Annotated in this window: 16 protein-coding genes; 3 read left to right on the top strand and 13 right to left on the bottom strand. The window is 35.5% G+C overall.

Annotation, left to right across the window (positions count from 1 at the left end; translation table 11 throughout):
- Positions 1-140 precede the first annotated feature (140 nt).
- The 13 genes from DR871_RS09555 to DR871_RS09495 all read right to left on the bottom strand — a co-directional run bounded on the left by DR871_RS09555 (position 141) and on the right by DR871_RS09495 (position 12880).
- Positions 141-1571, bottom strand: coding sequence for an OprD family outer membrane porin (locus DR871_RS09555; RefSeq protein ID WP_113666087.1), 1431 nt, complete (start codon positions 1569-1571; stop codon positions 141-143).
- Positions 1572-1706: 135 nt separating this feature from the next.
- A complete protein-coding gene (locus DR871_RS09550) occupies positions 1707-3401 on the bottom strand; it encodes a bifunctional metallophosphatase/5'-nucleotidase (protein WP_113666086.1) in 1695 nt (564 codons plus the stop codon).
- A 91-nt stretch (positions 3402-3492) separates the two neighbouring features.
- Positions 3493-3918, bottom strand: a complete 426-nt coding sequence (locus tag DR871_RS09545; RefSeq protein WP_113666085.1) for a DsrE family protein — start codon at positions 3916-3918, stop codon at positions 3493-3495.
- A gap of 17 nt (positions 3919-3935) precedes the next feature.
- Complete coding sequence (locus tag DR871_RS09540) at positions 3936-4940, bottom strand: c-type cytochrome (RefSeq protein WP_113666479.1); 1005 nt, start codon at positions 4938-4940, stop codon at positions 3936-3938.
- Positions 4941-5013: 73 nt separating this feature from the next.
- Entirely contained in the window at positions 5014-5511 is a 498-nt protein-coding gene (locus DR871_RS09535) for a DUF6691 family protein (protein ID WP_072944174.1), read from the bottom strand.
- 10 nt (positions 5512-5521) lie between these two features.
- On the bottom strand, positions 5522-6091 hold the full coding sequence (locus DR871_RS09530; protein WP_394345634.1) for a YeeE/YedE family protein: 570 nt from the start codon (positions 6089-6091) through the stop codon (positions 5522-5524).
- Positions 6092-6394: 303 nt separating this feature from the next.
- Complete coding sequence (locus DR871_RS09525) at positions 6395-6964, bottom strand: TlpA family protein disulfide reductase (protein WP_113666084.1); 570 nt, start codon at positions 6962-6964, stop codon at positions 6395-6397.
- A 65-nt stretch (positions 6965-7029) separates the two neighbouring features.
- Positions 7030-8241 (bottom strand): MFS transporter, encoded by a 1212-nt coding sequence (locus tag DR871_RS09520; RefSeq protein ID WP_242497095.1) that lies wholly within the window; start codon positions 8239-8241, stop codon positions 7030-7032.
- A gap of 63 nt (positions 8242-8304) precedes the next feature.
- Positions 8305-8613 carry a DUF202 domain-containing protein gene (locus DR871_RS09515; RefSeq protein WP_113666083.1) on the bottom strand — a complete coding sequence of 103 codons (309 nt, stop codon included), beginning with the start codon at positions 8611-8613 and terminating at the stop codon, positions 8305-8307.
- Between the two features lie 248 nt (positions 8614-8861).
- On the bottom strand, positions 8862-9131 hold the full coding sequence (locus DR871_RS09510) for a rhodanese-like domain-containing protein (protein ID WP_317125681.1): 270 nt from the start codon (positions 9129-9131) through the stop codon (positions 8862-8864).
- Between the two features lie 58 nt (positions 9132-9189).
- The gene (locus DR871_RS09505; RefSeq protein ID WP_113666081.1) at positions 9190-10590 is read right to left on the bottom strand and encodes an MBL fold metallo-hydrolase; all 1401 of its coding nucleotides are present in this window, start codon (positions 10588-10590) and stop codon (positions 9190-9192) included.
- An 84-nt stretch (positions 10591-10674) separates the two neighbouring features.
- Positions 10675-11337, bottom strand: coding sequence for a carbonic anhydrase (locus DR871_RS09500; RefSeq protein ID WP_113666080.1), 663 nt, complete (start codon positions 11335-11337; stop codon positions 10675-10677).
- A gap of 127 nt (positions 11338-11464) precedes the next feature.
- Positions 11465-12880 carry an MBL fold metallo-hydrolase gene (locus tag DR871_RS09495; protein WP_113666079.1) on the bottom strand — a complete coding sequence of 472 codons (1416 nt, stop codon included), beginning with the start codon at positions 12878-12880 and terminating at the stop codon, positions 11465-11467.
- A 506-nt stretch (positions 12881-13386) separates the two neighbouring features.
- Here DR871_RS09495 and DR871_RS09490 point away from each other — a divergent pair.
- From DR871_RS09490 to DR871_RS09480, 3 genes are all read left to right on the top strand, one after another.
- On the top strand, positions 13387-16302 hold the full coding sequence (locus DR871_RS09490) for an FAD-binding and (Fe-S)-binding domain-containing protein (protein WP_113666078.1): 2916 nt from the start codon (positions 13387-13389) through the stop codon (positions 16300-16302).
- 275 nt (positions 16303-16577) lie between these two features.
- Positions 16578-18497 (top strand): amino acid permease, encoded by a 1920-nt coding sequence (locus tag DR871_RS09485; protein WP_113666077.1) that lies wholly within the window; start codon positions 16578-16580, stop codon positions 18495-18497.
- 680 nt (positions 18498-19177) lie between these two features.
- On the top strand, positions 19178-23591 hold a 4414-nt coding region (locus DR871_RS09480; RefSeq protein ID WP_129752537.1), incomplete at its 3' end, for a Calx-beta domain-containing protein.

The following is a 23591-nucleotide window of genomic DNA, read 5'->3' as shown; positions in this document are numbered from 1 at the left end:
CTCGATTGAAGTTTATTCCTAATATTGTTTTGAACCTGATTAGCTTTTTTATCACATTTGCAGTGGTAGGAACGCTATTGTATTTGCTTCTAAATTATTTGATAATGAAGTTTTATCATTTGGATTAAAAAAGGAGCATCTCAAAAATTGAAATTGAGTATAAAGTTGATATTGCTCATATTCGTTTTATTGAAAATATAATTTTTATTCCCGTAATTTTCTCCCACATTGAACTTGTGTACATACAATAATTGTGCATCAAAACCTTTTAACATCCCTTGAAATTGGTACCGAACATCAGCATTGGATTGCACATAAGAAGTCAAACCGTATTTATTTAATGCAACGTTTTTTACATCCGGTAAATCAAAATATCCTACTGCGAGATTCGATTTGAATGTCTTTTTAGGATTCGTATATTGTATTTTGGTCATGACGGCATGTAAATCTCCAAACCCTTCATTCCGTTCTCTAGGCATAAAGGTGTAAAACGGGTCTCGTCCCCATTCGCGAGGCATTAAATACCTTCCTTTGGCAGTTATTCGGTTGTAGTTTAAAGTAATTTCTATTTTTTTATTTTGCCAGCCTAATCTTCCACCAAAAGTTTGAGAATTGCCATTTCTTTCAAAATAGGTTTTGCTGGGATCTTCATTTCCACCAAAATTCAGCGCGTTTTGGTATATCGTCTGAAAACCGAAAAGTAATTTTGAGTTTTGATTTAAAGGGTATGTATAATCCATTTGGAACAATGCCGAATTGAAAATGTTTTCCGCATACTGATTCCATAAAAGTGCTTTTAGGTTTTTTATGGATTCATTTTGTATACCTACAATAAAAATTCCGTCACTGTCCAGATTCCCCACATAATCAGATTTCGTTCCATCAGGATTCACGCCAGTTGGATAAATTCCGATGGATTCTCCCACTTCAAAATATTTCAGTGTGCTTCGTGGTGAAATTCCGTAGAGATAGCCCAAATTGATTTTAGTCTTTTTGATTTCATTATAATCTAACCAAATTCCGTTTACTTCCGTTGGACGCATTCTGCCGTCTTGCAGGTTAATAAAGGACGTATTGAGCAGTTGTTTTCCGAGAGTTATAGTCGAATTTTTATAATTGTATTTTAAATATAATTCTTCTAACCGACTTAGATTGTCTTTGTTTGATGGGTTTTGAATGTCAAAAAGTGCTACTTCATATCGATTGGACGCATTAGTAACAGGATCTTTTTGAGTAAAATCAGAAGAACCAATATTAAAAATATAATAACCGCTCACGCCAAATTGAAAATTATGAAATTTAGCTGTCTCAAATTTTACGCCTCCGCCAAGTGCATTCGCATGATAATCAGATAAGCCACTTTCATTGTTGGTAGCCATGAAAAAATAACGAAAATGACCACTGAAGTTTCCATTTTTGAAAGCATGTAAAATCGATGTGGAATCAATTCTTTCATTACTTTTTTCTTTCCAAACCGTTGGCTTTTCTGAAATTTCCTGATGTTGTGCTTTGGTATCTATGGTAAAAAGTAGGGAAGCAAGTATATAAATTACAACGAAAAATTTTTTCATTTTTGTACGTTTAGATTTGCAACAAAAATAATCTCAATCATCTAAATGGGAAGTAACTTTTATCACATTGACCCAAAAAAAGCCGAATGTTTTAGGCATTCGACTTTATTAATTTTTGACTTTCCTGCTTACTATTTATCTAAAAGTGTAATCGACACCAGTAACTTGGGATAACAGCGTCTCTGGAGCATCCAGAATTATCGCATTTTTTTGAGGAGTAGGCGTAACAGGAGAATTTTGTTTTAAATAATCTTTCATCACTGAATGTAAAGTTGCATTAGTGTTTTTGGCATCCATCACGCCTTTCATTCTGCAAAGCATGTCTACAGGATCGCCGTCGCGTTCACAGGCCATTATGGAATACATTTTTTCAGGATCTAATGGTATATTTTTCACGGTTATACTTTGTACTCTTTTATCCATTTCTGCAAAAGCATTAAAACGCACTTCCATTCCCTTGAACTTTACGACCCAACCACCAAAACGTTTTGAAGCATCTTCGGCAAAAACATTATTTAATTCTTTTTCTAGCCAGTTTTTCAGTTGCTTGCCGGTTACTTTTGCAGTTCGCACAGTGCTGTCTACGGGTAACATATCAAAAATAAATCCGTTTGTGATGGGAATATTTCCGGTTTGATCTGGAGTCGTTTTTGGCGGACAAAAGCGAAATCCATTCGAAAGATTAATGTCTATATCTGGAAATTTCCAGTGTAAAGCATTTAAAATCATCGTGTCAATTGGATTTTCTACCACAAAATAGCGGTATAAAGGAATCGTGCTGTAACCAATAATCGTATTGATTCGTTCCTGATAAACAGATTCTTTTTCTATTAATAATTTTTCAATTGCAGCATCCGGTTTTATTTCTGGCGAATCAACTTCCAGCAGTTCATAGTTGTCTTCAATCACTTTTCCGTTTAAAATTGTCAAATCTAATTTCCCAATAAACGAACCGAAAGCTCCCGGTTCAACCACTTTTGAATATTTGCAAACAATAGGTTTTCGAACTCTTTCGTGCGTGTCGCCTCCTAAAATATAATTGACACCTTCACATTCCGGTCGGTTTGCCAATGCTATTTGTTGTGATAAACCCAGATGTGCAATTATGATCACATAACTGCATTGTTCTTGATTTCTAAGCACATCTACATAATGAGCCAGATTTTCTTCGGGATTGGTATATAAAATTCCTTTGCTGTAATTTGGACTTTGTCGCAATGGCACCAAAGGATCGGTGTAGCCTAGAAAACCAATTTTTGCTCCTGCAATATGCCAAATTGTATAGGGTTGAAAAATAAGTTCGCCTCGTTTCCCTTCGCCTAAATCGTGGTACATATTGGTACAGATTTTTGGAGCATCGAGAGAACCCATTAAGGTTTGCATTTTTCTTTTTCCGTAAATTACTTCCCAATTTCCCGGAAGATACAAGTCGTAATTCAACGCATTTAAAATGGGAACAAAAGCTTCACCGGTAGTTTCGACGCTTAACTCGCTGCCCTGAAACATATCGCCAGTATCAATAATATAGGTATTTGGGTTTTTCTTTTTTAGCTTTTTTAGCATCGTTGCCATATAGGCATAGCCGCCCGTTTTTCTAAAAACTACTTTGTCATTTTCCCAAAACAACTCATCATGCGGATGAATCTGGCAATGTACATCGGTAGTTTGAAGAATAGAAATGGCTTGAGGTTTGCTTTGGTCGATTGCGGCATCTAAGTTTATTTCGTCCGTCAGAGTTGTATTTGCAATAGCGGAAATAGGCGAAATAATGGCAGCACCCAAACCTAAAGTCCCAACTGATTTAAGGAAATCTCTTCGGTTATTGCTCATGGTTTTAGTTTTTTAGATTTATAGCAAATTTTACAGCAAAAACTACGGTTAAATTGTGTCGCTAGATGCAAAATATAGTTTTATTCCTATTTTAGAATCCGCCTTTGATGTACGTCCAGCCTTGTTTTTGTTTTTCTACAATTTCGGCAATTCCCACAGGTACATATTCTACTTCCGAAATGATTTGGTCTTTAGATACTTTTTGACTTTTCATTGTATTTTCGCACACTAAAAAGCGAACACCTTTAGCTCGAAGTTCTTTTATCGCGTCAATTTGCTTTGATTTTGCAGACATTACAAATGGTAAACCCATGCTGTGAATCACTACTTCGTATTTTGCATTAGGCCAATGCGTTGTTAAGTTTTTTAATTGGTTTACAATTGCTTTTTGTTGTAAAGTGTCAACAGCATTGGTAAACTGGAACACAATTTTGTGGTTATTCGGTTTTTTTTGAGCGAATGCAGCAATTGAAATCATGCTAAATACAAGAATAAATGAAAGCGTGAGGTTTTTCATAATTTGGTTTTAAGTCGTTAATTTTCTTTTTTCTTTTTTGCTTCTTTAATAGGTTTGAAAGGTCCGAATTTATGTTGCATTTCCGTAAACGAATCTGAAAAAGGCCCAAAAGGATGATCCACCGGTTTTTTCGAAATATCGGGCCAATCTTGCCTTAAATCTTTCGATGGTCTGTCCAGACTTTCCACATAAGCCGCAATATCCCACGATTCTTCATCTGATAATTGAGGATTTTCATAAGATGCTCCTAAAGGCATATTGTATTTTATGTACCCAGCAAAACGACTTATTCTAAAAAGTCCTGCACCGCTATTATATGAATTTTTGCCCCAAAGTGGTGGATACGTATATTCCTTTTTATCTACTGCCAAAATTCCTTCGCCATTCACTTGATGGCAACTCGCACATTTGGCGTCATACAGTGTTTTTCCTTTGGCAGGATCAGCCGCACGATCTAAATACTCCAAATCATACATTCCAGCCGCATTTGCTTCTTTTCCTTTTGGGACATTACTACCAATGTATTCGATATATGCTATCATGGCCTTCATTTCCCTGTCGTCTTTTGTGAGTGGCTGGCCGTTCAAGCTTCTTTCCATACAATCGTTGACTCTTTTGTAGAGATTTTCCACTTGTCCGCTACGCGCTCTCATTTTTGGATACATAGAATAGACGGAACCATAATTGTTTCCCCAAGGTTTTGTACCTGCATCCAGATGGCAATTGTTGCAATTCATCCCATTCGTGATTTGTTTCACACTGCCATTTGGACCCAAATATTTTGCCGTATGCGCAATTAAATCTTTGCCATATTCGACTTCTTGTTTTAAAGTGGCATCTGCAATCAAATTGATATCAGCTGGCTTCCAGAATTTTGCCGTTTCATTTTGCACCATCACTTTTTTCTTAGCATCGATATAAAGGGAATCGAGGTTTGAATGACTATTTTGAAACCAAGAGGTGATGGATGAATTGAAAAACATAACCAAGAACAACCCCATGACTAAGAAAATAATAGTCATAAAGAGATAAATCAGTCTTTTTACAAGCGATTTAAATTGGACGATATTTTGTTTTTCTGGAATCATAAATGTATTAATGAGGCAGTTTATCTCTAAAATATCCATAAACCCAAGTTCCTACTATTGCAAAAAATAGGGTTACAATCATTACGGTTGCACCCGTTCCAATTTGTGCAAACAGCGGTCCAGGACAAGCTCCGGTTACTGCCCAGCCCAATCCAAAGATGAGTCCACCATAAATCTGTCCTTTGTTGAAGGTTTTGTCGTGGAACTCAATTTTCTCACCGTAAATGGTTTTAATATTGAATTTTTTAATCAGGAAAACGGAAATTATTCCCACCACAACGGCACTTCCAATAACGCCATACATGTGGAAAGATTGGAAGCGAAACATTTCCTGAATGCGATACCAACTGATAATTTCTGCTTTGATGAAAACAATACCGAATAAAATACCAATGACTAAGTATTTTAAATTGTGGTACCATTTGTGTTCCAATTGGCTCTCGTTGATACAAACTGTATCCAAGGAACGCGTTTCGAAATCTGTATTTTGATCTTTAATGTTCATAATTCGTAATTTAAAGTGAAAGAATAAATGGTAAAATAATGTTTGCCATAATCAATCCGCCAATGAAGAAGCAACATGTTGCAATCAATGATGGCATTTGTAAATTAGACAAACCGGAAATCGCATGACCACTAGTACAACCTCCTGCATAACGAGAACCAAAACCAATGAAAAAGCCACCAACGACCATCATAAAAAATCCTTTGAGTGTAAATAAACTTTCCCATGAGAATAATTGCTCGGGCAACATTCCGTAAATTTCAGTTATGCCGTAACCTGCCAATTCGGCTTTTAGATTTCCATCAATGATGATTGGATTTGGATTAGATAAAAAGCTGTATGCGATTACACCACCTAATAAAATACCAAAAACGAAAAACATATTCCAGATTTCTTTTTTCCAATCGTATTTAAAAAATTTAATGTTTGCCGGTAAGCACATGGCGCAAGTATGACGTAATGAGGCGCTGATACCAAATGATTTGTTTCCAATGATTAACAAAGCCGGAACTGTAAGTCCAACTAATGGGCCGGCAATATACCAAGGCCAAGGCTCTCTGATTAATTCTAAAATTTCCATATTTAATTTTTTTATCAATGCAAAGATTATATTTATAAATGAGTAGTTATGTTACTTTTGTCACACAAGGAAAAAATATTAATATAATTGAAACAATTTGAAATAATTTTAATTAATTAGTAATCAGTAATTTACGATTTAAATGGATAAGATCGTATTAAAATTTAACCAAAAAAAAGTATCTGATTTTTCAAATACTTTTAATAATTATGTAAAAAATTAATTTGTAATTAAAGTTTTATGACTGTTTATTATCTTTTTTATTGATTTTGACCGATACAGAAATTACGTTTTCCATCGCTATTATTTTTTTAATAACTCATCTAGCTTTTCTCGGAACGAATCACTGTTCCAATCCGCAGTTCCAATTTTGGCCACAATTACATTTCCGGATTGATCAATAAGATAGGTTGCCGGAATGGTTGAAGATTCCATTTCTAAAGGAGGATTGCTTAGTGATTGATAGATAGGAAGCGTCAGGTTTTCTTTAATCATAAAAGCATTTGCTTTTTCGAAAGAATCCGTTGTCACAAACAAAAAGACCATTTTATCTTGATAATCAACATATAATTTTTGAATACTCGGCATCTCGGCAATACAAGGCGGACACCATGTTGCCCAGAAATTAATGAATACTATTTTTCCTTTGTATGCTTCTAATGACACAGTCTTTCCGGTGGCGTCTTTTAATTGCCATTGATAACTGGAAAGCATTTTTTGATCTGTTACGGCTATAGTTTTAGGCGAAAAAGCAATTAATCGGTTTAAGTGTACTTTTACAAAAGTGCCTAAAGGACTAAACAAAAGAAGTGCTATCAAGACGATAAAAATAATATTTTGAATAGTCGATTTTTTTGATTTTTTGGATTCCATTTTTTTAATTGTTATTCTCTAAAAAGAGATTATTTTCGATTCTATTTTAGCTATTTATTGTTTTATTAAGTGTTTTTCGGCATGCGGATTTTAATAATCAGTGACGATACAATGGTGATGACACCAATCAGAATAATGGCATAATTTACACCAAATAAATCAGCTGTTATTCCTGAAATAATTGCTCCTATTGCATATCCTAAATCTCTCCAAAGTCTGAATGTACCAATGCTTTCAGCTCTTTGATGGAGATTTGTCGCTTGTGCAATTGCTGATAAAAAAGTAGGATAAACCAAAGCCGTTCCCAAACCTAAAAATGCTGAAATGGCAGCCAATTGATAGAAAGCTGTCGCAAAAGGAATAAAAAGTATTGCTATTCCCTGCAGTAACATTCCCCAAAACAGCATCTTTTTTTTCGAATAAACATCAGACATTTTTCCGGTTACTAATTGTCCAAAACCCCAAACTGTTGGGTAAATAGCAGTTATAATTCCAACATTCTGAGAATCATAATTCAAAGAAAGCAACACAATAGGCAAAAGTCCCCAAATCATACCATCATTTAGGTTATTGACTAATCCTGCTTGCGTTATGGCGCTTAATGTTTTGTTTTTGAAAGTGGTTTCCAGAAAAATATTATCTAATTTTTCAGTTGTATTGGTCGTGTTTTCTTGGTGTACAAATACTCGGGTATCTTTCACAAAAAATAAGGTTAACAAAAAACCAATTATTGAAATTCCAATTCCCAAGTAAAAAGGGTAGGGCGTAATACCATATTTTTGAGCGATATAGCCAGACAGAAAAGCAACTAATCCAACGGCAAAATATCCGGCAAACTCATTGAGTCCCATTGCTAGACCACGATCTTTTTCTCCCACCAAATCAATTTTCATCACTACCGTGCTGCTCCAAGTGAGCCCTTGGCTGATGCCCAAAAGAATATTGGCAAAAATCACCCAATTCCAAGATTCAGCATATATCAAAATAAAAGGAATCGGTATGGCCAGAATCCAACCAAATAAAAGCAAATTTTTTCTGCCAAAACGATTCGCCAGTTTGCCTGTAAAATAATTGGTAATGGCTTTCGTGATTCCAAATGCAATGATAAAAGAGAGAATAGCCGTTTTTGAAGCAATACCAAATTCAATCTCAGCAAATTTTGGAATAATAGTTCGTTCCATTCCTATCATTCCACCAACAAACGCGTTGACGATTACCAAAATAGTAAACTGTTTCCAATTTTCTTTCAGCCCAAGTTTCGTTGTATTTGTTTTCAATTGATTTTTTTAGGAATTAAAATGACTGTTTGGAATAGAAGTTAGCCCTTAATGAATAGGTGCTTACAATTTGTAATATTCCAACTGATAATCACCAATGTGTTTTTTATTTTCTGCAATTGATTTTTTATGTTTAAAATAGTTCACCGTTCCAAAAACAAAAATGATAAATGAAGTGACGAAAAGTGCGATTTCAATCAGTAAACTATTTTCAATTTTTAATAGATTTCTCAAACTCAAGCCTGCAATCAAAAAATACATGGCCGTTCTCAAGAAGGCAAGAAAAGTAGATTGATTAGCCAATGTTGTTCGTTGCAAAGCTAATTTCTCTCTTAAAATTAAGTCTTTGTTTGCTGGTTTTTTCTCTTCCATAGTATGTTATTTTTCTGATTTTTTTCAAAATGTCTGTTATTCCTAATTTTTAGATGACTATCAAATTTACTTCTTTATTTAAATCAATTTAAAAAATCAACTGTTTTTCCAGTATTTAATAATTACAGGAAAATCAAAGTATCTTTATCGTCCTCTAATTCTGATTGCCTATTAAATAAGTGTGCAGTTTAAAACAAATACTTTTCTTGTTTTAAACTGCACACACTATTTTTTAAAACAACTGCTGTTTATTTGCTTATTGCTTCGTTGACATCTTGCCAAGTACCACCATTGATCACATTTTTGAAGCCATTTTGTTCTAAAATCATTTTGGCTTGACCACTGCGATTCCCACTTCGGCAGAAAACAATAATTTGCTCTTTTCCTTTAAATTTTGCTAATTGACTCGCAACTTGATCCAAAGGAGTGTTGGTAGATCCTTTTACATGACCTTCCGCGAATTCTGCTGGTGTGCGAACATCTACAAGGAACGCACCTTCTTTTATTAATTTTTCCATTTGTGTGTTGTCTTTTTTTGAAAACAGATTTTTAAAAATTGCGAACATAATTCTTTTTTTAGTATTCAATTGGATTGTTTTGGCTCACCCATTCATTCATTCCTGGAGAGTAATTGAGAACATTTTTATAACCATTTCGCGCTAATAATGAATAAGCGATTGCTGCTCTATCGCCACCCTGGCAATGGATTAGCACTTTTTTATCTTTACTTATTTTGTTTAAATTATTTACTAAAGTTCCTACAAATACATTGTCAGCTCCTTTTATGTGACCTGCATTGTATTCAGCAGCGCCACGCAGGTCAACCACCTGAACGTCTTTTTCTTGTTGTAGCGTTTTAAATTCTTCTAATGAAATTTGATTTACAGTTTCTAAAGAACCGCCATTTTCTTCCCATATTTTTGTAGAAGGAACGTAGCCTTGAATATTGTCTAGTCCTATTCTCATTAGTTTTCTGGTCAAATCATCCAATTGTGACTCATCGGCAAGCAAGATAAAAGGTTCTTCATACGTAAGAAACCATCCTGCCCAAGTAGCAAAAGAATTGTTCCCCTGAATATTGATACTTCCCGGAATAAATCCTTTAGAAAATTCTGTTTTATCTCTGGCATCTATCAATTTAGTGCCTTTGGCTAAATCCGCGGATAATTCAGTGTAATCTAATTTTTTCAATTTAGGAACAGCAGTAAGCAGCGGACGATCTACTTTATTCAGTTTTTTCATCATTGCAAAATACTTCGGTGGTTCCGGTTGGTCTTCCAATAAATATTTTACAAAACCAGCTTCATCATTTTTATGTTGAAAAGCCCAGTTTCTTATTTTTTCATAACCCACAGTCGTGCTTGGTACAGCTCCTAATGCTTTTCCACAAGCTGAACCTGCACCATGACCAGGCCAAACTTGAATGTATTCAGGTAATGCATCAAATTTAGTGATAGATTGATACATTTGTTTGGCACCAATGTCCTGCGTTCCTTTGATTCCTGCGGCTTTTTCTAGCAAATCAGGTCTTCCTACATCACCGACAAATACAAAATCACCAGTGAACAACATGACAGGCTCTTCGCTGGCAGGCGTATCTGTTAACAGAAAACTGATGCTTTCCGGAGTATGTCCTGGTGTGTGAACTACTTCTATTTTTAAGTTTCCTACTTTTAGAACATCACCATCTTTTACGTCAACATGAGGAAATTCATACTTCCAATCGGGTCCGCCTTCCGCTGAAAGATACATTTCTGCTCCAGTCAAAGCGGCTAGCTCTCTGGAACCTGCAAGGAAATCAGCATGAATGTGTGTTTCTAAAATATGAGTAATTTTCATATTGTTCTGTTTGGCAATTTCAAGATAGGTATCTACATCCCTTTTAGGATCGATAACTGCGGCTACTCCTGCTTTTTGACAGCCAATAAAATAACTTGCCTGAGCAAGACTTTTGTCGTAAATGTGTTGAAAATACATATCGTTTATTTTTAAGTTTCTAATTTATAGGACAAAATTAATGCATGAATTCTTTAAATTTGGTGACTAATGTTACATAGCAGTTTATAACTGAATTATTTTGCCTGTATGCACATCATAGCGCATGGAAATAATTTTAGTTTTGTGCTCTTTTATAATAGAATTTTCCTGAATAAGCCTGCTTGAATGTTCAATGTTAGCATTTATAGAACCCAATAAATTTTTTTCCTTCGGCATTTTTTTTTCTTCGGCCTGTTCTTCTTTTTCCTCGGCAAGAGTGGCTACAATATCATCAATGTGATTCAAATGTTTTTTATATAAATTATCTTTATCTTCGATATAGGCTTTAATGGCACCACATTCTGTGTGACCTAAAACAATAATTAATTTCACATCAAGATGTTCTACGGCATACTCAATACTTCCCATGTCAATATCTGAAATTAAGTTTCCTGCATTTCTAATGACGAAAAGATCGCCTAATCCTTGGTCAAATAATACTTCAGGAGAAACTCTACTGTCAGAACAAGATAGTACTACTGCAAAAGGATGTTGTTCATTTTGGTTTTTTAGCACTGTTTTTTTGTCTTGATGCGGATGAATAGATTTTTCTTCAATAAAACGTTGATTTCCGGAAATTAGTTGTTCTGTTGGTGTTTTTTTTTCTGGAATCGGGGTTGCAGTTTCTTCTTTCTTACAACCTATTGTCATACTTAAAATTGCAATTGTCAGGATTGTATTTCTCATGTTACTTTCAATTATTTTTTCAAAAGTAGCTCACGCATTTTGTAGGTATGGTAACTTATATCACATAACAAAAAAAGAGATTGCCATTTTCAGGAAATCTCTTTTGATTTAAAAACCTTTGAATTATTTACAGTAATGTCGTTGGACAAACATAATCAGATGTTAAAAGATTGGTGTTTTTGATTTCGGCAAATCCACCAATGACGTCAACAAAATTATCCCATCCACGTTGTTTTAAAATTGAGGCAGCAATCATACTGCGATATCCACCGGCACAATGCAAAATAAATTTTTTGTCTTTTGGAAATTCTGCCAAGTGATTGTTAATTTCGTTTAAGGGAACATTTATTGCTCCAATAAGATGTTCCGATAAAAATTCGCTTTTCTTTCTGACATCAAAAATTAGTGTTGCATCAAAATCAACAGTGTCTTCCAGTTGTTTGGCCGTAATTCTATTTACCGTATCCAATTCAAAACCTGCCTTTTTCCAAGAAGTAATTCCACCGTTCAAGTAGCCAATAGTATGATCGTACCCTATACGCGAAAGGCGCACCATACTTTCTTCTTCCTTACCAATTTCTGTGACTAATAAGATTTCTTGTTTAATATCAGCAATCATTTCTCCCACCCACATTGCAAAACTTCCATCTAAACCAATGTTAATACTGTTCGGAATAAATCCTTTAGCAAATTCAGATGCGTCACGTGTATCTAATACTAAAGCTCTGGTTTCATTTGCCACAACTTCAAATTCGGTTGGATTTAATGGTGTTTTTGCTTTTTTTAGTATCGCATCCAAACTGTCATAACCATTTATATTCAGCAACACATTGGCAGGGAAATAGGCTGGAGGATTCGTTAATCCGGTCAATACAGCAGTAACAAACTCGTCTTCGGTCATCTTCGGGTTCAAGGCGTAATTGGTTTTCTTTTGGTTGCCCAAAGTATCCGTAGTTTCTTTGCTCATCATTTTTCCGCAAGCTGAACCTGCACCGTGGTTAGGATAAACGATTAAATCATCAGATAAAGGCATTATTTTAGTTCGCAGCGAATGGTATAAATGACGTGCTAATTTGTCTTGTGTTAGATCAGCAACAACATGTTGCGCTAAATCCGGGCGCCCTACATCCCCAATAAACAAGGTGTCGCCGGTTATAATTCCATGTTCTTTTCCGTTTTCATCAATCAACAGAAAAGTAGTACTTTCCATGGTGTGTCCCGGTGTATGAATCACTTTCACTTTGTAATTTCCAATTTCAAAAATTTGTCCGTCTTGGGCAGTAATAATTTCATAAGCCGGTTTTGCTGTTGGGCCATAGACAATTTTTGCATTTGTTTTATTGGCTAAATCCAAATGTCCTGAAACAAAATCAGCGTGGAAATGAGTCAGAAAAATGTACTTAATTTTGGCATTGTCTTTAAATGCTCTATCAATGTAAGGTTGCACTTCGCGTAACGGATCAAAAATGGCCGCTTCTCCGTTACTTTCTAAATAATAGGCTGCGTGAGCAATACATCCGGTATAAATTTGTTCGATTTTCATAATCATGTGTTTTTTTAATTATTGATAGGGCAAAATTAGGGGGCACATATTTAATCTAAAGTGACAATTATCATAAGAAAATAATTATTTTAGTATTAATTATAGTATGTGATAAATGTCACATAGCGATTTGAATTTGAATTCGTTACAAGGATTTATTTTGCTTAATGTTTAGTGTTTATTGGCATATTAAATCATAGAGCAGTCACAAGTACTTCTTAATTTTTTCTTGAAAATTATTTTAGATTACGTTGTGAATTTCAATCGATTTTATGACTTTAAAATTAATTATTGAAAACATATTTATTCTTTTTTTGTACCTTTTTATCTCTTTGATTACTTTATTGAAAGTGGTAACATGTGCTTATAAATTTTTTTTGAAAACCACTGGCTGCTATTAAAAGTCGAATATTTTAAATCCATCAATGGGTTTTAATACTTAAATCAGTTATTTATTTGGTACGATATTTTATATTTGTAAGCACAACAGCAATTTACTTCACTACATGTCAATCACGCCTCAGTTAGAACAATTATCTCAGTCATTAGAAGGAACACTTTTATATGATGATCTCCATAAAACACTGTATGCCACAGATGCTTCCGCGTATCGAATTATGCCAGTTGCTGTAGCGATTCCAAAATCAGAGGATGATATTGTTAAAATTATTCGCTTTGCAGCAAAAAATAAAATTTCAATTACGCCCAGAACTGCTGGAACTTCCTTAGCTGGTCAAACAGTAGGTAATGGAATAATTGTAGACGTTTCAAAACATTTTACTAAGATTGTCGCTTTTGATTCTGCAAAAAAAACGGTTACCGTGCAGCCGGGAGTAATTCGGGATGAACTGAATTTGTATTTAAAAGAACACGGATTATTTTTTGGCCCCAATACTTCAACCTCAAATCGCTGTATGATAGGAGGGATGGTAGGCAATAATTCGTCGGGAACTACTTCTATTAGGTACGGAGTGACCCGCGATAAAATAGTGGAAATCAAAGCGATTTTGAGTGATGGGACTTTGGCAGTATTTAAAGAACTGACTTCGGCGGAATTCATTGAAAAAACAAAAGGAAACACGCTTGAAAGTTCTATTTACAAAACCATTTATGAGGAACTTTCGAATACAGAAAACCAAAAAGAGATTATAAAAGAATTTCCAAAACCTGAAATCCACAGACGAAATACGGGATACGCAATTGATTTATTATTGAAATCAGAACTTTTTGGAGGAACCGAAAATACTATAAATTTAGGGAAACTCCTTTGCGGAAGCGAAGGAACGCTAGCTTTTACCACGGAAATTACGTTAAAAGCAGATCATGTACCGCCAACATATAATGTTATGGTGGTGGCTCATTTTCATACGATTCAGGAAAGTTTGGAAGCTGTAGTTACAGCGATGAAACATCATTTGTATACCTGCGAAATGATGGATGATACAATATTGAATTGTACCAAAACCAACAGAGAGCAAGCTAAAAACAGATTTTTTATTCAAGGGGAACCAAAAGCAGTTATCATGCTCGAAGTGGCGTCGCATAGCAGTCTGGAAGATGCCGAAAGACAAGCTAATGATTTAATAGCCGATTTGGAAAGAAACAATTTTGGGTATGCTTTGCCCAAAATTTACGGAGCAGATATTGATAAAATTAACGAGTTGCGAAAAGCAGGTCTTGGACTTTTAGGAAGTATTGTTGGTGATAATAAAGCGGCGGATTCTATTGAAGATACCGCAGTTGAGTTGAGTGATTTACCCAATTATATTGCCGAATTCTCCGCCATGATGGAACGCCACGGTCAGAGCGCGATTTATTATGCACATGCAGGTGCCGGAGAATTGCATTTGCGACCAGTTTTAAACTTAAAAACAACAGAGGGATTGCACCAATTTAGAAACATCGCAACCGAAGTTGCTATTTTGGTCAAAAAATACAGAGGATCCTTGAGTGGAGAGCACGGAGACGGAATTGTGCGTGGTGAGTTTTTGCCTTTTATGATTGGGGATAAGAATTATGAATTATTAAAAAGAATCAAACATGCCTTTGATCCTAACACTATTTTGAATGTAGGTAAAATTGTAAATGCTTTCAAAATGGATGAGAATCTTCGGGTGGAAGCGGGCAGAGTGGAACCGGAAATACAAACAATTCAGGATTTTTCGGATAGTATGGGAATTTTGCGTGCCGCGGAAAAATGCAATGGCTCCGGTGATTGTAGAAAATTACCTTCGGCTGGCGGAACTTTGTGTCCCAGTTACCGTGCTACCCGAAATGAAAAAGATACGACTCGCGCCAGAGCTAATGCGCTGCGGGAATACCTTACACATTCAGAGAAAGACAACAAATTCGACCACGAAGAATTGTATAAAGTATTTGAGTTGTGCGTAAGTTGCAAAGCTTGTGCCAGCGAATGTCCCAGTAATGTGGATGTAGCGGCTTTGAAATCGGAGTTTTTGTACCAATATCAAAAAGCAAATGGATTTTCATGGCGCAATAAAATATTTGCTTTTAATGCTAAACTGAATGGATTGGGAAGTATCACTCCAAAGTTTACGAATTTTATGGTGAATTTGCCTTTGGTAAAAAATAGCATGGGAATTGCTTCCAAAAGAGAAGTACCACTTTTGGCTCCAAAGACTTTTAGAAAGTGGTACGAGAAAAATTGGAATCAGGCGCCAAGTGATTCTTTTGTCAACGGAAAAGTATGTTTGTTTTGTGATGAATTCACTAATTATTATGACGTTTCGGTTGGAATTGATGCATATGAATTATTGACAGCATTAGGTTATGAAGTGATTCTGGTAGATCATGAAGAAAGTGGGAGAGCTTTTATCTCGAAAGGTTTTCTAGAAGAAGCAAAAGCAATTGCGAATATAAATGTTGAAATTTTCTCGAATTATAGTACTGCTGATTTCCCTTTGATAGGAATAGAACCTTCGGCAATATTGACCTTTAGGGACGAATACATTCGATTGGCTGACGATAAAGAAGGTGCCGAAAAATTAGCCAAAAATGTATTTACGATTGAAGAGTTTTTCAAAAATGAAATTACAAAAGGTAAAATCAATGCAGAGCAATTTTCTGAAGAAAAGAAAACAATAAAAATTCACGGACATTGCCATCAAAAGTCATTGAGTACGATGGAAGCGACTTTTGCGATGTTGAATGTACCCAAAAACAGTTCGGTTACTATTTATAATTCGGGATGTTGCGGTATGGCAGGATCTTTTGGATATGAAAAAGAACATTATGAAATCAGCATGCAAATGGGAGAAGATACGTTGTTTCCAAAAATTAGAGCGACTGAACCGACGACGGCTATTGCTGCTGCGGGAACCAGTTGTCGCCACCAGATTTTTGATGGAACGAGTAGAAAAGCATTGCATCCGGTGACCATTTTAAGGAGCTGTTTGAAATAGTCAGTAAAAAATGAAGACATTTATCAGAAGCGGAAAAATGTTTTTTAGTTTTATTGAATTTATTTTTTATAGTGCTGAAATTGATTTATTTGACTTTTTAAATCAATAAATAAATCATTTTAAAGGTTTTAAAAAATAATAAAAAAAAATAGTTGGAGAAACGGCATTAGTTCAATTTGTTTTATACTTTTGATTTTTGAAGATTATTTGCATAATATCTAACATAAAAACATATAATTTACAGTATATTAATTTTTAATGATAAAATTTACAATATGGCGTTAAAAGGTTTATTTAGAAAAAAAACAGTACAAGATATATTAAAACAAGTTGAAAAAAATAATGCTGATGGACACAATGTCCTAGGAAAACACTTGACTGCACGAGATTTGACTGCTTTTGGAATCGCTGCAATTGTAGGGGCAGGTATTTTTAGTACCATTGGAAAAGCAAGTGCTGATGGAGGCCCTGCGGTTATCTTTTTATTCTTATTCACTGCTATTGCGTGTAGTTTTGCTGCTTTTGCTTATGCTGAATTTGCCTCGATGGTTCCCGTTTCCGGAAGTGCTTATACATATTCTTATGTTGCTTTTGGCGAAATTATAGCGTGGATTATTGGTTGGGCTTTGATTATGGAATATTCGGTTGGTAATATAACGGTTGCCATATCGTGGAGTGATTATTTTACAAGTTTACTGGAGAGTGGTGGTCTTCATTTGCCGCAATGGGTTCAGATGGATTTCTTGTCTGCTTCCAGAGGATTTGATGATGCCACGGCACTAATGCAAGGAGGAAAAGAATATGCCAACTTAAGTCCTGCTTTGCAAGATGCTTATACCGCCTGGACAACTTCACCTGTTATTGGTTCATTTCATTTTGTAGCAGATCTTCCAGCATTATTAATTATCGTTTTAATCACAGCATTAATTTACCGCGGGATGAAAGAGTCTCGAAATGCGAGTAATATCATGGTTGTTGTCAAATTATGTATCGTTCTTTTAGTAATTGCTGTTGGTGTTTTCTATGTAGATACTGCTAATTGGGATCCATTTGCACCTAATGGTGTTACAGGAGTTTTAAAAGGAGTTTCAGCAGTGTTTTTTGCTTACATCGGTTTTGATGCTATTTCAACAACAGCAGAAGAATGTAAGGATCCACAACGCGATTTACCAAGAGGAATGATGTGGGCCATAATTATATGTACCATTTTATATATTGCAATTGCGTTAGTTTTAACTGGAATGGTTTCTTATGACCTATTGAATGTAGGTGATCCATTGGCTTTTGTATTTGAAAAATTAGATCTGAAATGGATGTCGGGAATTATTGCGGTAAGTGCAGTTGTGGCTATGGCTAGTGTTTTATTGGTTTTCCAAATGGGACAACCGCGTATCTGGATGAGTATGAGTCGTGATGGTTTGTTGCCAAAACGTTTCTCAAAAGTGCATCCAAAATATAAAACGCCTTCCTACGCTACAATCGTAACGGGTTTTGTTGTAGCAGTGCCGGCTTTGTTTTTGAATTTAACACTAGTTACGGATTTGTGCAGTATTGGAACTTTATTCGCCTTTGTATTGGTTTGTGCCGGAGTTTTAGTGTTACAAAACAGAACTGATATCCCTCGTGGGAAATTCAAAACTCCTTATGTAAATTCAAAATACATATTGCCAGTTTTCATTATTATTGGATTAGTATTTGCTTTTGGTTACAATGAAAAAGCGACTATGGATTTTATTACTAATGAAACACAGATCAACAGTTCATCGGATATTATCACATCGTTAAACAAAGAAGAAACTCAAAAAGTATACGAGTATTTAGTACGTATCGATGCGAAAAACAGCACAGATGAAACTCCTGACTTAGAGCTTTTATTAAGTCAATACCAAGATGATGCAAAATATTCCAGTATTATAGCTGGTTTGCCAATTGCAGACGCTGTGAAGTATGAAAGTGGTTTTAGTTTGTTTAAACATAAAATTCCAATGTGGATTTTCCTAATTGTTTTAGCTGGATTATCAGTTTGGTCTTTTAAATCAAATTTATCATTAATTCCATTATTAGGCTTGATTTGTTGTTTGTATATGATGGCAGAATTAAGTGTTTGGAATTGGATTTATTTTGGAATTTGGCTTTTGATTGGATTGGTGGTTTATTTTGGTTTTAGCCGAAAAAATAGTAAGCTTAATCCATAGAAGGTACGCCATATTAACATATTATTTACAAGTTTAATACTATAAAAAAAACTGACTACTTAGCGATAAAGAGTCAGTTTTTTGTGCTTTTATATGGGATTAATAGCCTGTAAATTAATAAATCGTCCTATATTTTTACTTCAATTAGCAATTTGAGGCTTTAAAATGGTGTTTTATAACGAATAAATAATACATTTTGTCGAATAAAGCTCTTATTTAGTCTTTTTTTTTTTGGGGTTATCACTAGTAATTGTATAAATACTTACATTTGCAGGGTATTGTGTAATTAAACATTGATTTTGGATTTTTTTTTGTAATCCTTAACAATTAATTATTGTAAGTGATAATTAAGTTTACAAAACAGATTTAAAATATAAAATTCAATATATGAAGAACTTTACTTTTATTATCTCTTTTACAGTGTCTTATTTTACCTTTATTTTAAACAAATTTTTTGATACTATAACTTTGTTCTATTTGTACTCCATACAAATTTGTCATAAATTCTCTAACGAATTAGCCGTGACTATTTTTACTTATTGCCAAACCATCAATATTTATCCACAAAAGAATTTAGTGCTTTTAAGTTGTCCAATAAATTAGACAGATTAAAAAACTAAACACTATTTTTTTTCGTAAATAAAATATTAATAATACTATTTTCTAATACCCAAATATACATGATAAATTTTACCTCTGTAAAGAATTTCTTTTTTGTATTTTTTCTAATAATTGCGTTTCAGAGTACTCATGCGCAGTATTATAAGCAACATTATATCGCTCCAGCTCCGTGGAATTACTTCAGTGATGCAAATGAAATCGTTATTTCAACGGAATCCACTTCGGCAGTTTCAGTTGCTGTTAAAAAAAGTGATGGAACTTTAATAGTTACATTGAGCACTGTAAAAGGAACTCCAGTTGCATATCGATTTGTTGGCAAACCTGTTTTTGCAGGTTTAAAATATCATGCACTTAATGTTGCATTACCTGCAATTGGACTAAACATTACCGCTACAGCTCCCGTATCGGTGAATGTAAGAAATATTGCGTCAGACCAAGTAAGTGGTGCTGATGCTGATTATATCAAAGGAAACGCCGCATTAACCAGTTTTGGTGATGCAGGTCTAGGTATAAGTTTTAGAGTTGGATATTACAGAAACATTATCAAAAGTAAACCAACTGATCCAGTACAAGTACCAGTTTATAGTGTTATGGCAATAAACAATAACACTTCTGTTAAAATAAATGGAGTCACAGTTGTGACTTTAAATGCTGGACAAAGTTATTTGTTTGAAAGTGTTTTAGGTTCATTAGTTGAAACATCTGGACCAGCAGTAGTCAATACTGGTTTTAAAATTGATGCTCCCGAGGCTTGTGGTGACGGTACTTTAGATCAAGTTGCTCCAATATCAAATTTAGGAAAGGAATACATAATTTATAAAGGCCGGGGTAATTCAACAGCAGAACAAACTACAGTTGTTGCTACGGAAGCAAATACAGTTTTAACAATTGAACAATTTACAGAAACAGGCGTTTTATCAAGCACTTTACCTGTTAATATTGCTCTCGCTGGAGGTTTTTATACTTACAAACACGGAACTGGTGCAGCTTTTTCCGCATCTAGAATTGTTAGTAACAAAAAAGTTGCTGTTTACTCTGGTACCGCTGAGGGTTGTGAAGTTGATGTTACAAATGTTGCACCTGTATCCCAATGTGGTGGATCTAATTTTATTGAGACTTCTAAATTTTTAAATTACAATAACGGAAGTATGAACTATTTTGGATACATACTTCTACCAAGCGCTACGGCATTGGTGAATGTCAATGGAGTCAATATAGAAACTATAGCGGGAGTTAGAAGACAGTTAGGTACTTCTACTTGGTATTTAATTGATTTCACCAATACTCAAATTACCAATCCGAATTTTATTAGCATTCAAAGTTTAGCTAAAATGACTGTTGGGATAGTACAGCAGGGCAATGGTTCTTCAATGGCCGCAATATTTTCAAGTTTCACTGAACTTCCTGAAACTCCTACTGTAGTGCCTGATACAGGATCCAGCTGCTCTACCAGTGCAATCCTGTCAACAACACCGGGTTTTGAACCCTACCAATGGTTTTTAGATGGTAATCCTATCCCGGGGGCTAATTCAAACACTTATACAACAACTACAACTGGAAGTTATTCTGTTTCATCAACTTTATCGTGTGGCGCTATAGCAGAATCTTCGCCTGTACCGGTAAACATTTGTGGTGATGTTTCTGTAACAAAAACTGTTAATATTTCCAGTCCATGTATATCTTCGAATGTTGTTTTTACAATTACTGCAACAAATAATGGTCCTAGTAATGCAACTGGGGTTTCCGTTCTAGATTTGTTACCAACAGGATATAATTTTGTTTCCGCAACACCTAGTATTGGTACTTATACTAATTCAAGTGGTAATTGGGCTATTGGGAGCCTAAATAATTCACAAAGCGCTACTTTAGTAATAACAGCTCGAGTTAATGCATCAGGAAATTATAATAACGTTGCTACAATAAGTTCGTCTAATGATTCTAATACTGCTAATAACTCAACTAGTGCCAGTACCACGCCAAATTCATTACCTGTTGCAGCAACTCTGACCTCTAATAGTCCTATTTGTTCAGGCTCAAATGCAGTCTTTACAATTACTGGAACAGCGGATAATACAGTTACATACACAGGAGCCCAATCAGGAACTGTGACAATAGGATCAGGTGGAACAGTTAATGTTACTGTAACTGGTGTAACTTCAAATACAACTTTAAATCTTACTAACGTAAGTAATGGTACTTGTAGTCGTCCATTAACAGCAACTGCAACGGTAACGGTAAATGCTTTACCAGTTGCAGCAACACTAACTTCTAATAGTCCTATTTGTTCTGGTGCTGATGCAATTTTCACTATTACTGGAACGGCAGGAAATACTGTAACTTATACAGGTGCAGCATCTGGAACAGCAACTATTGGTTCAGGTGGAACAGTTAATGTTACTGTAACTGGTGTAACTTCAAATACAACTTTAAATCTTACTAACGTAAGTAATGGTACTTGTAGTCGTCCATTAACAGCAACTGCAACGGTAACGGTAAATGCTTTACCAGTTGCAGCAACACTAACTTCTAATAGTCCTATTTGTTCTGGTGCTGATGCAATTTTCACTATAACTGGAGCGGCAGGAAATACTGTAAATTATACAGGTGCAGCATCTGGAACAGCAACTATTGGGACAGGTGGAACAGTTAATGTTACTGTAACTGGTGTAACTTCAAATACAACTTTAAATCTTACTAACGTAAGTAATGGTACTTGTAGTCGTCCATTAACAGCAACTTCAACGGTAACGGTAAATGCTTTACCAGTTGCAGCAACACTAACTTCTAATAGTCCAATTTGTTCTGGTGCTGATGCAATTTTCACTATAACTGGAATGGCAGGAAATACTGTAAATTATACAGGTGCAGCATCTGGAACTGCAACAATTGGATCAGGAGGAACAGTCACTATTACAATACCATCAGTAACATCAAATACTACTTTAAATCTTACTAATGTAAGTAATGGAACTTGTAGTCGACCATTGACATCAACGTCAACGGTAGCTGTAAATGCTCCAACTGTAACCTTAATAGGTACGACTTCAATTAATGAAAATTCTGGTACTGGAGTTAACTTAACAGCAACTTTATCGACACCAACGTTTACTGATGTTTTAGTTACTATTTCTTACACAGGAACAGCAACGATCAATTCAGATTATACTGCAAGTAATACAACAATTACAATACCAGCAGGATCAACCACAGGAACAGTTACAATTAACCCGACGGATGATAGTATATTTGAAGGGCCAGAAACTGTCATTGCTGATATTACTATTGTTTCAGGTGGCTGTGCAACTGAATTAGGCACACAAACCGCTACGGTAACCATTACGGATGATGAAAGTGCGCCAACGGTAAGCTTAACAGGAACTACAAGTATTGCGGAAAACGCAGTTACTTCAGCGATCATCACTGCCACGTTGAGCCACCCAAGTACAACAGCTACAGTTATTACCTTGGCTTATACAGGCACAGCTGTCAACGGAACAGATTATGCAACAGGAGTAACCACAATAACGATTCCTGCGGGATCCACCACAGGAACAGTAACAGTTGACCCTACGGATGATATTATCTTCGAAGGATCGGAAACGGTAATTGTAGATATCGCTACAGTAACAGGCGGAACAGAAAGTGGTGTGCAAACCGCTACGGTAACCATTACGGATGATGAAAGTGCGCCAACGGTAAGCTTAACAGGAACTACAAGTATTGCGGAAAACGCAGTTACTTCAGCGATCATCACTGCCACGTTGAGCCACCCAAGTACAACAGCTACAGTTATTACCTTGGCTTATACAGGCACAGCTGTCAACGGAACAGATTATGCAACAGGAGTAACCACAATAACGATTCCTGCGGGATCCACCACAGGAACAGTAACAGTTGACCCTACGGATGATATTATTTTCGAAGGATCGGAAACGGTAATTGTAGATATCGCTACAGTAACAGGCGGAACAGAAAGTGGTGTGCAAACCGCTACGGTAACCATTACGGATGATGAAAGTGCGCCAACAGTTACTATTGGAGATGCGATTATAGCAGAAGGCGGCATCTTGAGTTTCCCAGTGAGCTTGAGTAACCCTTCGGCTACAGACATCACGGTTACTTTAGGCTTTACCAATGTAAGCACAGCTAACGGAGATTACACCACTACACCAGTAGTAGTAACATTCTTAGCGGGCGCTACCACGGCTACAGCAACAGTAGCAACAACAGAGGACCCGATTGCAGAATCTACAGAAACCTTCACAGTAGGAATCACAAGTACTACAGGAACAGTAGGGTCCACAACCGATACGGCAACGGGAACTATTACAGACAATGACAATGCACCAACAGTTACTATTGGAGATGCGATTATAGCAGAAGGCGGCATCTTGAGTTTCCCAGTGAGCTTGAGTAACCCATCAGCGACAGACATCACGGTTACTTTAGGCTTTACCAATGTAAGCACAGCTA

The organism is Flavobacterium petrolei (assembly GCF_003314435.2).
Lineage (GTDB): Bacteria > Bacteroidota > Bacteroidia > Flavobacteriales > Flavobacteriaceae > Flavobacterium > Flavobacterium petrolei.
The sequence above is the reverse complement of the archived record's forward strand: the minus strand, read 5'-3'. Positions and strand labels throughout refer to the sequence as shown.

Bases quoted from the DNA above. Each gene is read 5' to 3' on its own strand.
- DR871_RS09555 (WP_113666087.1), bottom strand. From the start codon at position 1,571: ATGAAAAAATTTTTCGTTGTAATTTATATACTTGCTTCCCTACTTTTT.
- DR871_RS09495 (WP_113666079.1), bottom strand. From the start codon at position 12,880: ATGAAAATCGAACAAATTTATACCGGATGTATTGCTCACGCAGCCTAT.
- DR871_RS09545 (WP_113666085.1), bottom strand. From the start codon at position 3,918: ATGAAAAACCTCACGCTTTCATTTATTCTTGTATTTAGCATGATTTCA.
- DR871_RS09535 (WP_072944174.1), bottom strand. From the start codon at position 5,511: ATGAACATTAAAGATCAAAATACAGATTTCGAAACGCGTTCCTTGGAT.
- DR871_RS09515 (WP_113666083.1), bottom strand. From the start codon at position 8,613: ATGGAAGAGAAAAAACCAGCAAACAAAGACTTAATTTTAAGAGAGAAA.
- DR871_RS09530 (WP_394345634.1), bottom strand. From the start codon at position 6,091: ATGGAAATTTTAGAATTAATCAGAGAGCCTTGGCCTTGGTATATTGCC.
- DR871_RS09485 (WP_113666077.1), top strand. From the start codon at position 16,578: ATGGCGTTAAAAGGTTTATTTAGAAAAAAAACAGTACAAGATATATTA.
- DR871_RS09550 (WP_113666086.1), bottom strand. From the start codon at position 3,401: ATGAGCAATAACCGAAGAGATTTCCTTAAATCAGTTGGGACTTTAGGT.
- DR871_RS09525 (WP_113666084.1), bottom strand. From the start codon at position 6,964: ATGGAATCCAAAAAATCAAAAAAATCGACTATTCAAAATATTATTTTT.
- DR871_RS09500 (WP_113666080.1), bottom strand. From the start codon at position 11,337: ATGAGAAATACAATCCTGACAATTGCAATTTTAAGTATGACAATAGGT.
- DR871_RS09510 (WP_317125681.1), bottom strand. From the start codon at position 9,131: ATGGAAAAATTAATAAAAGAAGGTGCGTTCCTTGTAGATGTTCGCACA.
- DR871_RS09505 (WP_113666081.1), bottom strand. From the start codon at position 10,590: ATGTATTTTCAACACATTTACGACAAAAGTCTTGCTCAGGCAAGTTAT.
- DR871_RS09540 (WP_113666479.1), bottom strand. From the start codon at position 4,940: ATGACTATTATTTTCTTAGTCATGGGGTTGTTCTTGGTTATGTTTTTC.
- DR871_RS09490 (WP_113666078.1), top strand. From the start codon at position 13,387: ATGTCAATCACGCCTCAGTTAGAACAATTATCTCAGTCATTAGAAGGA.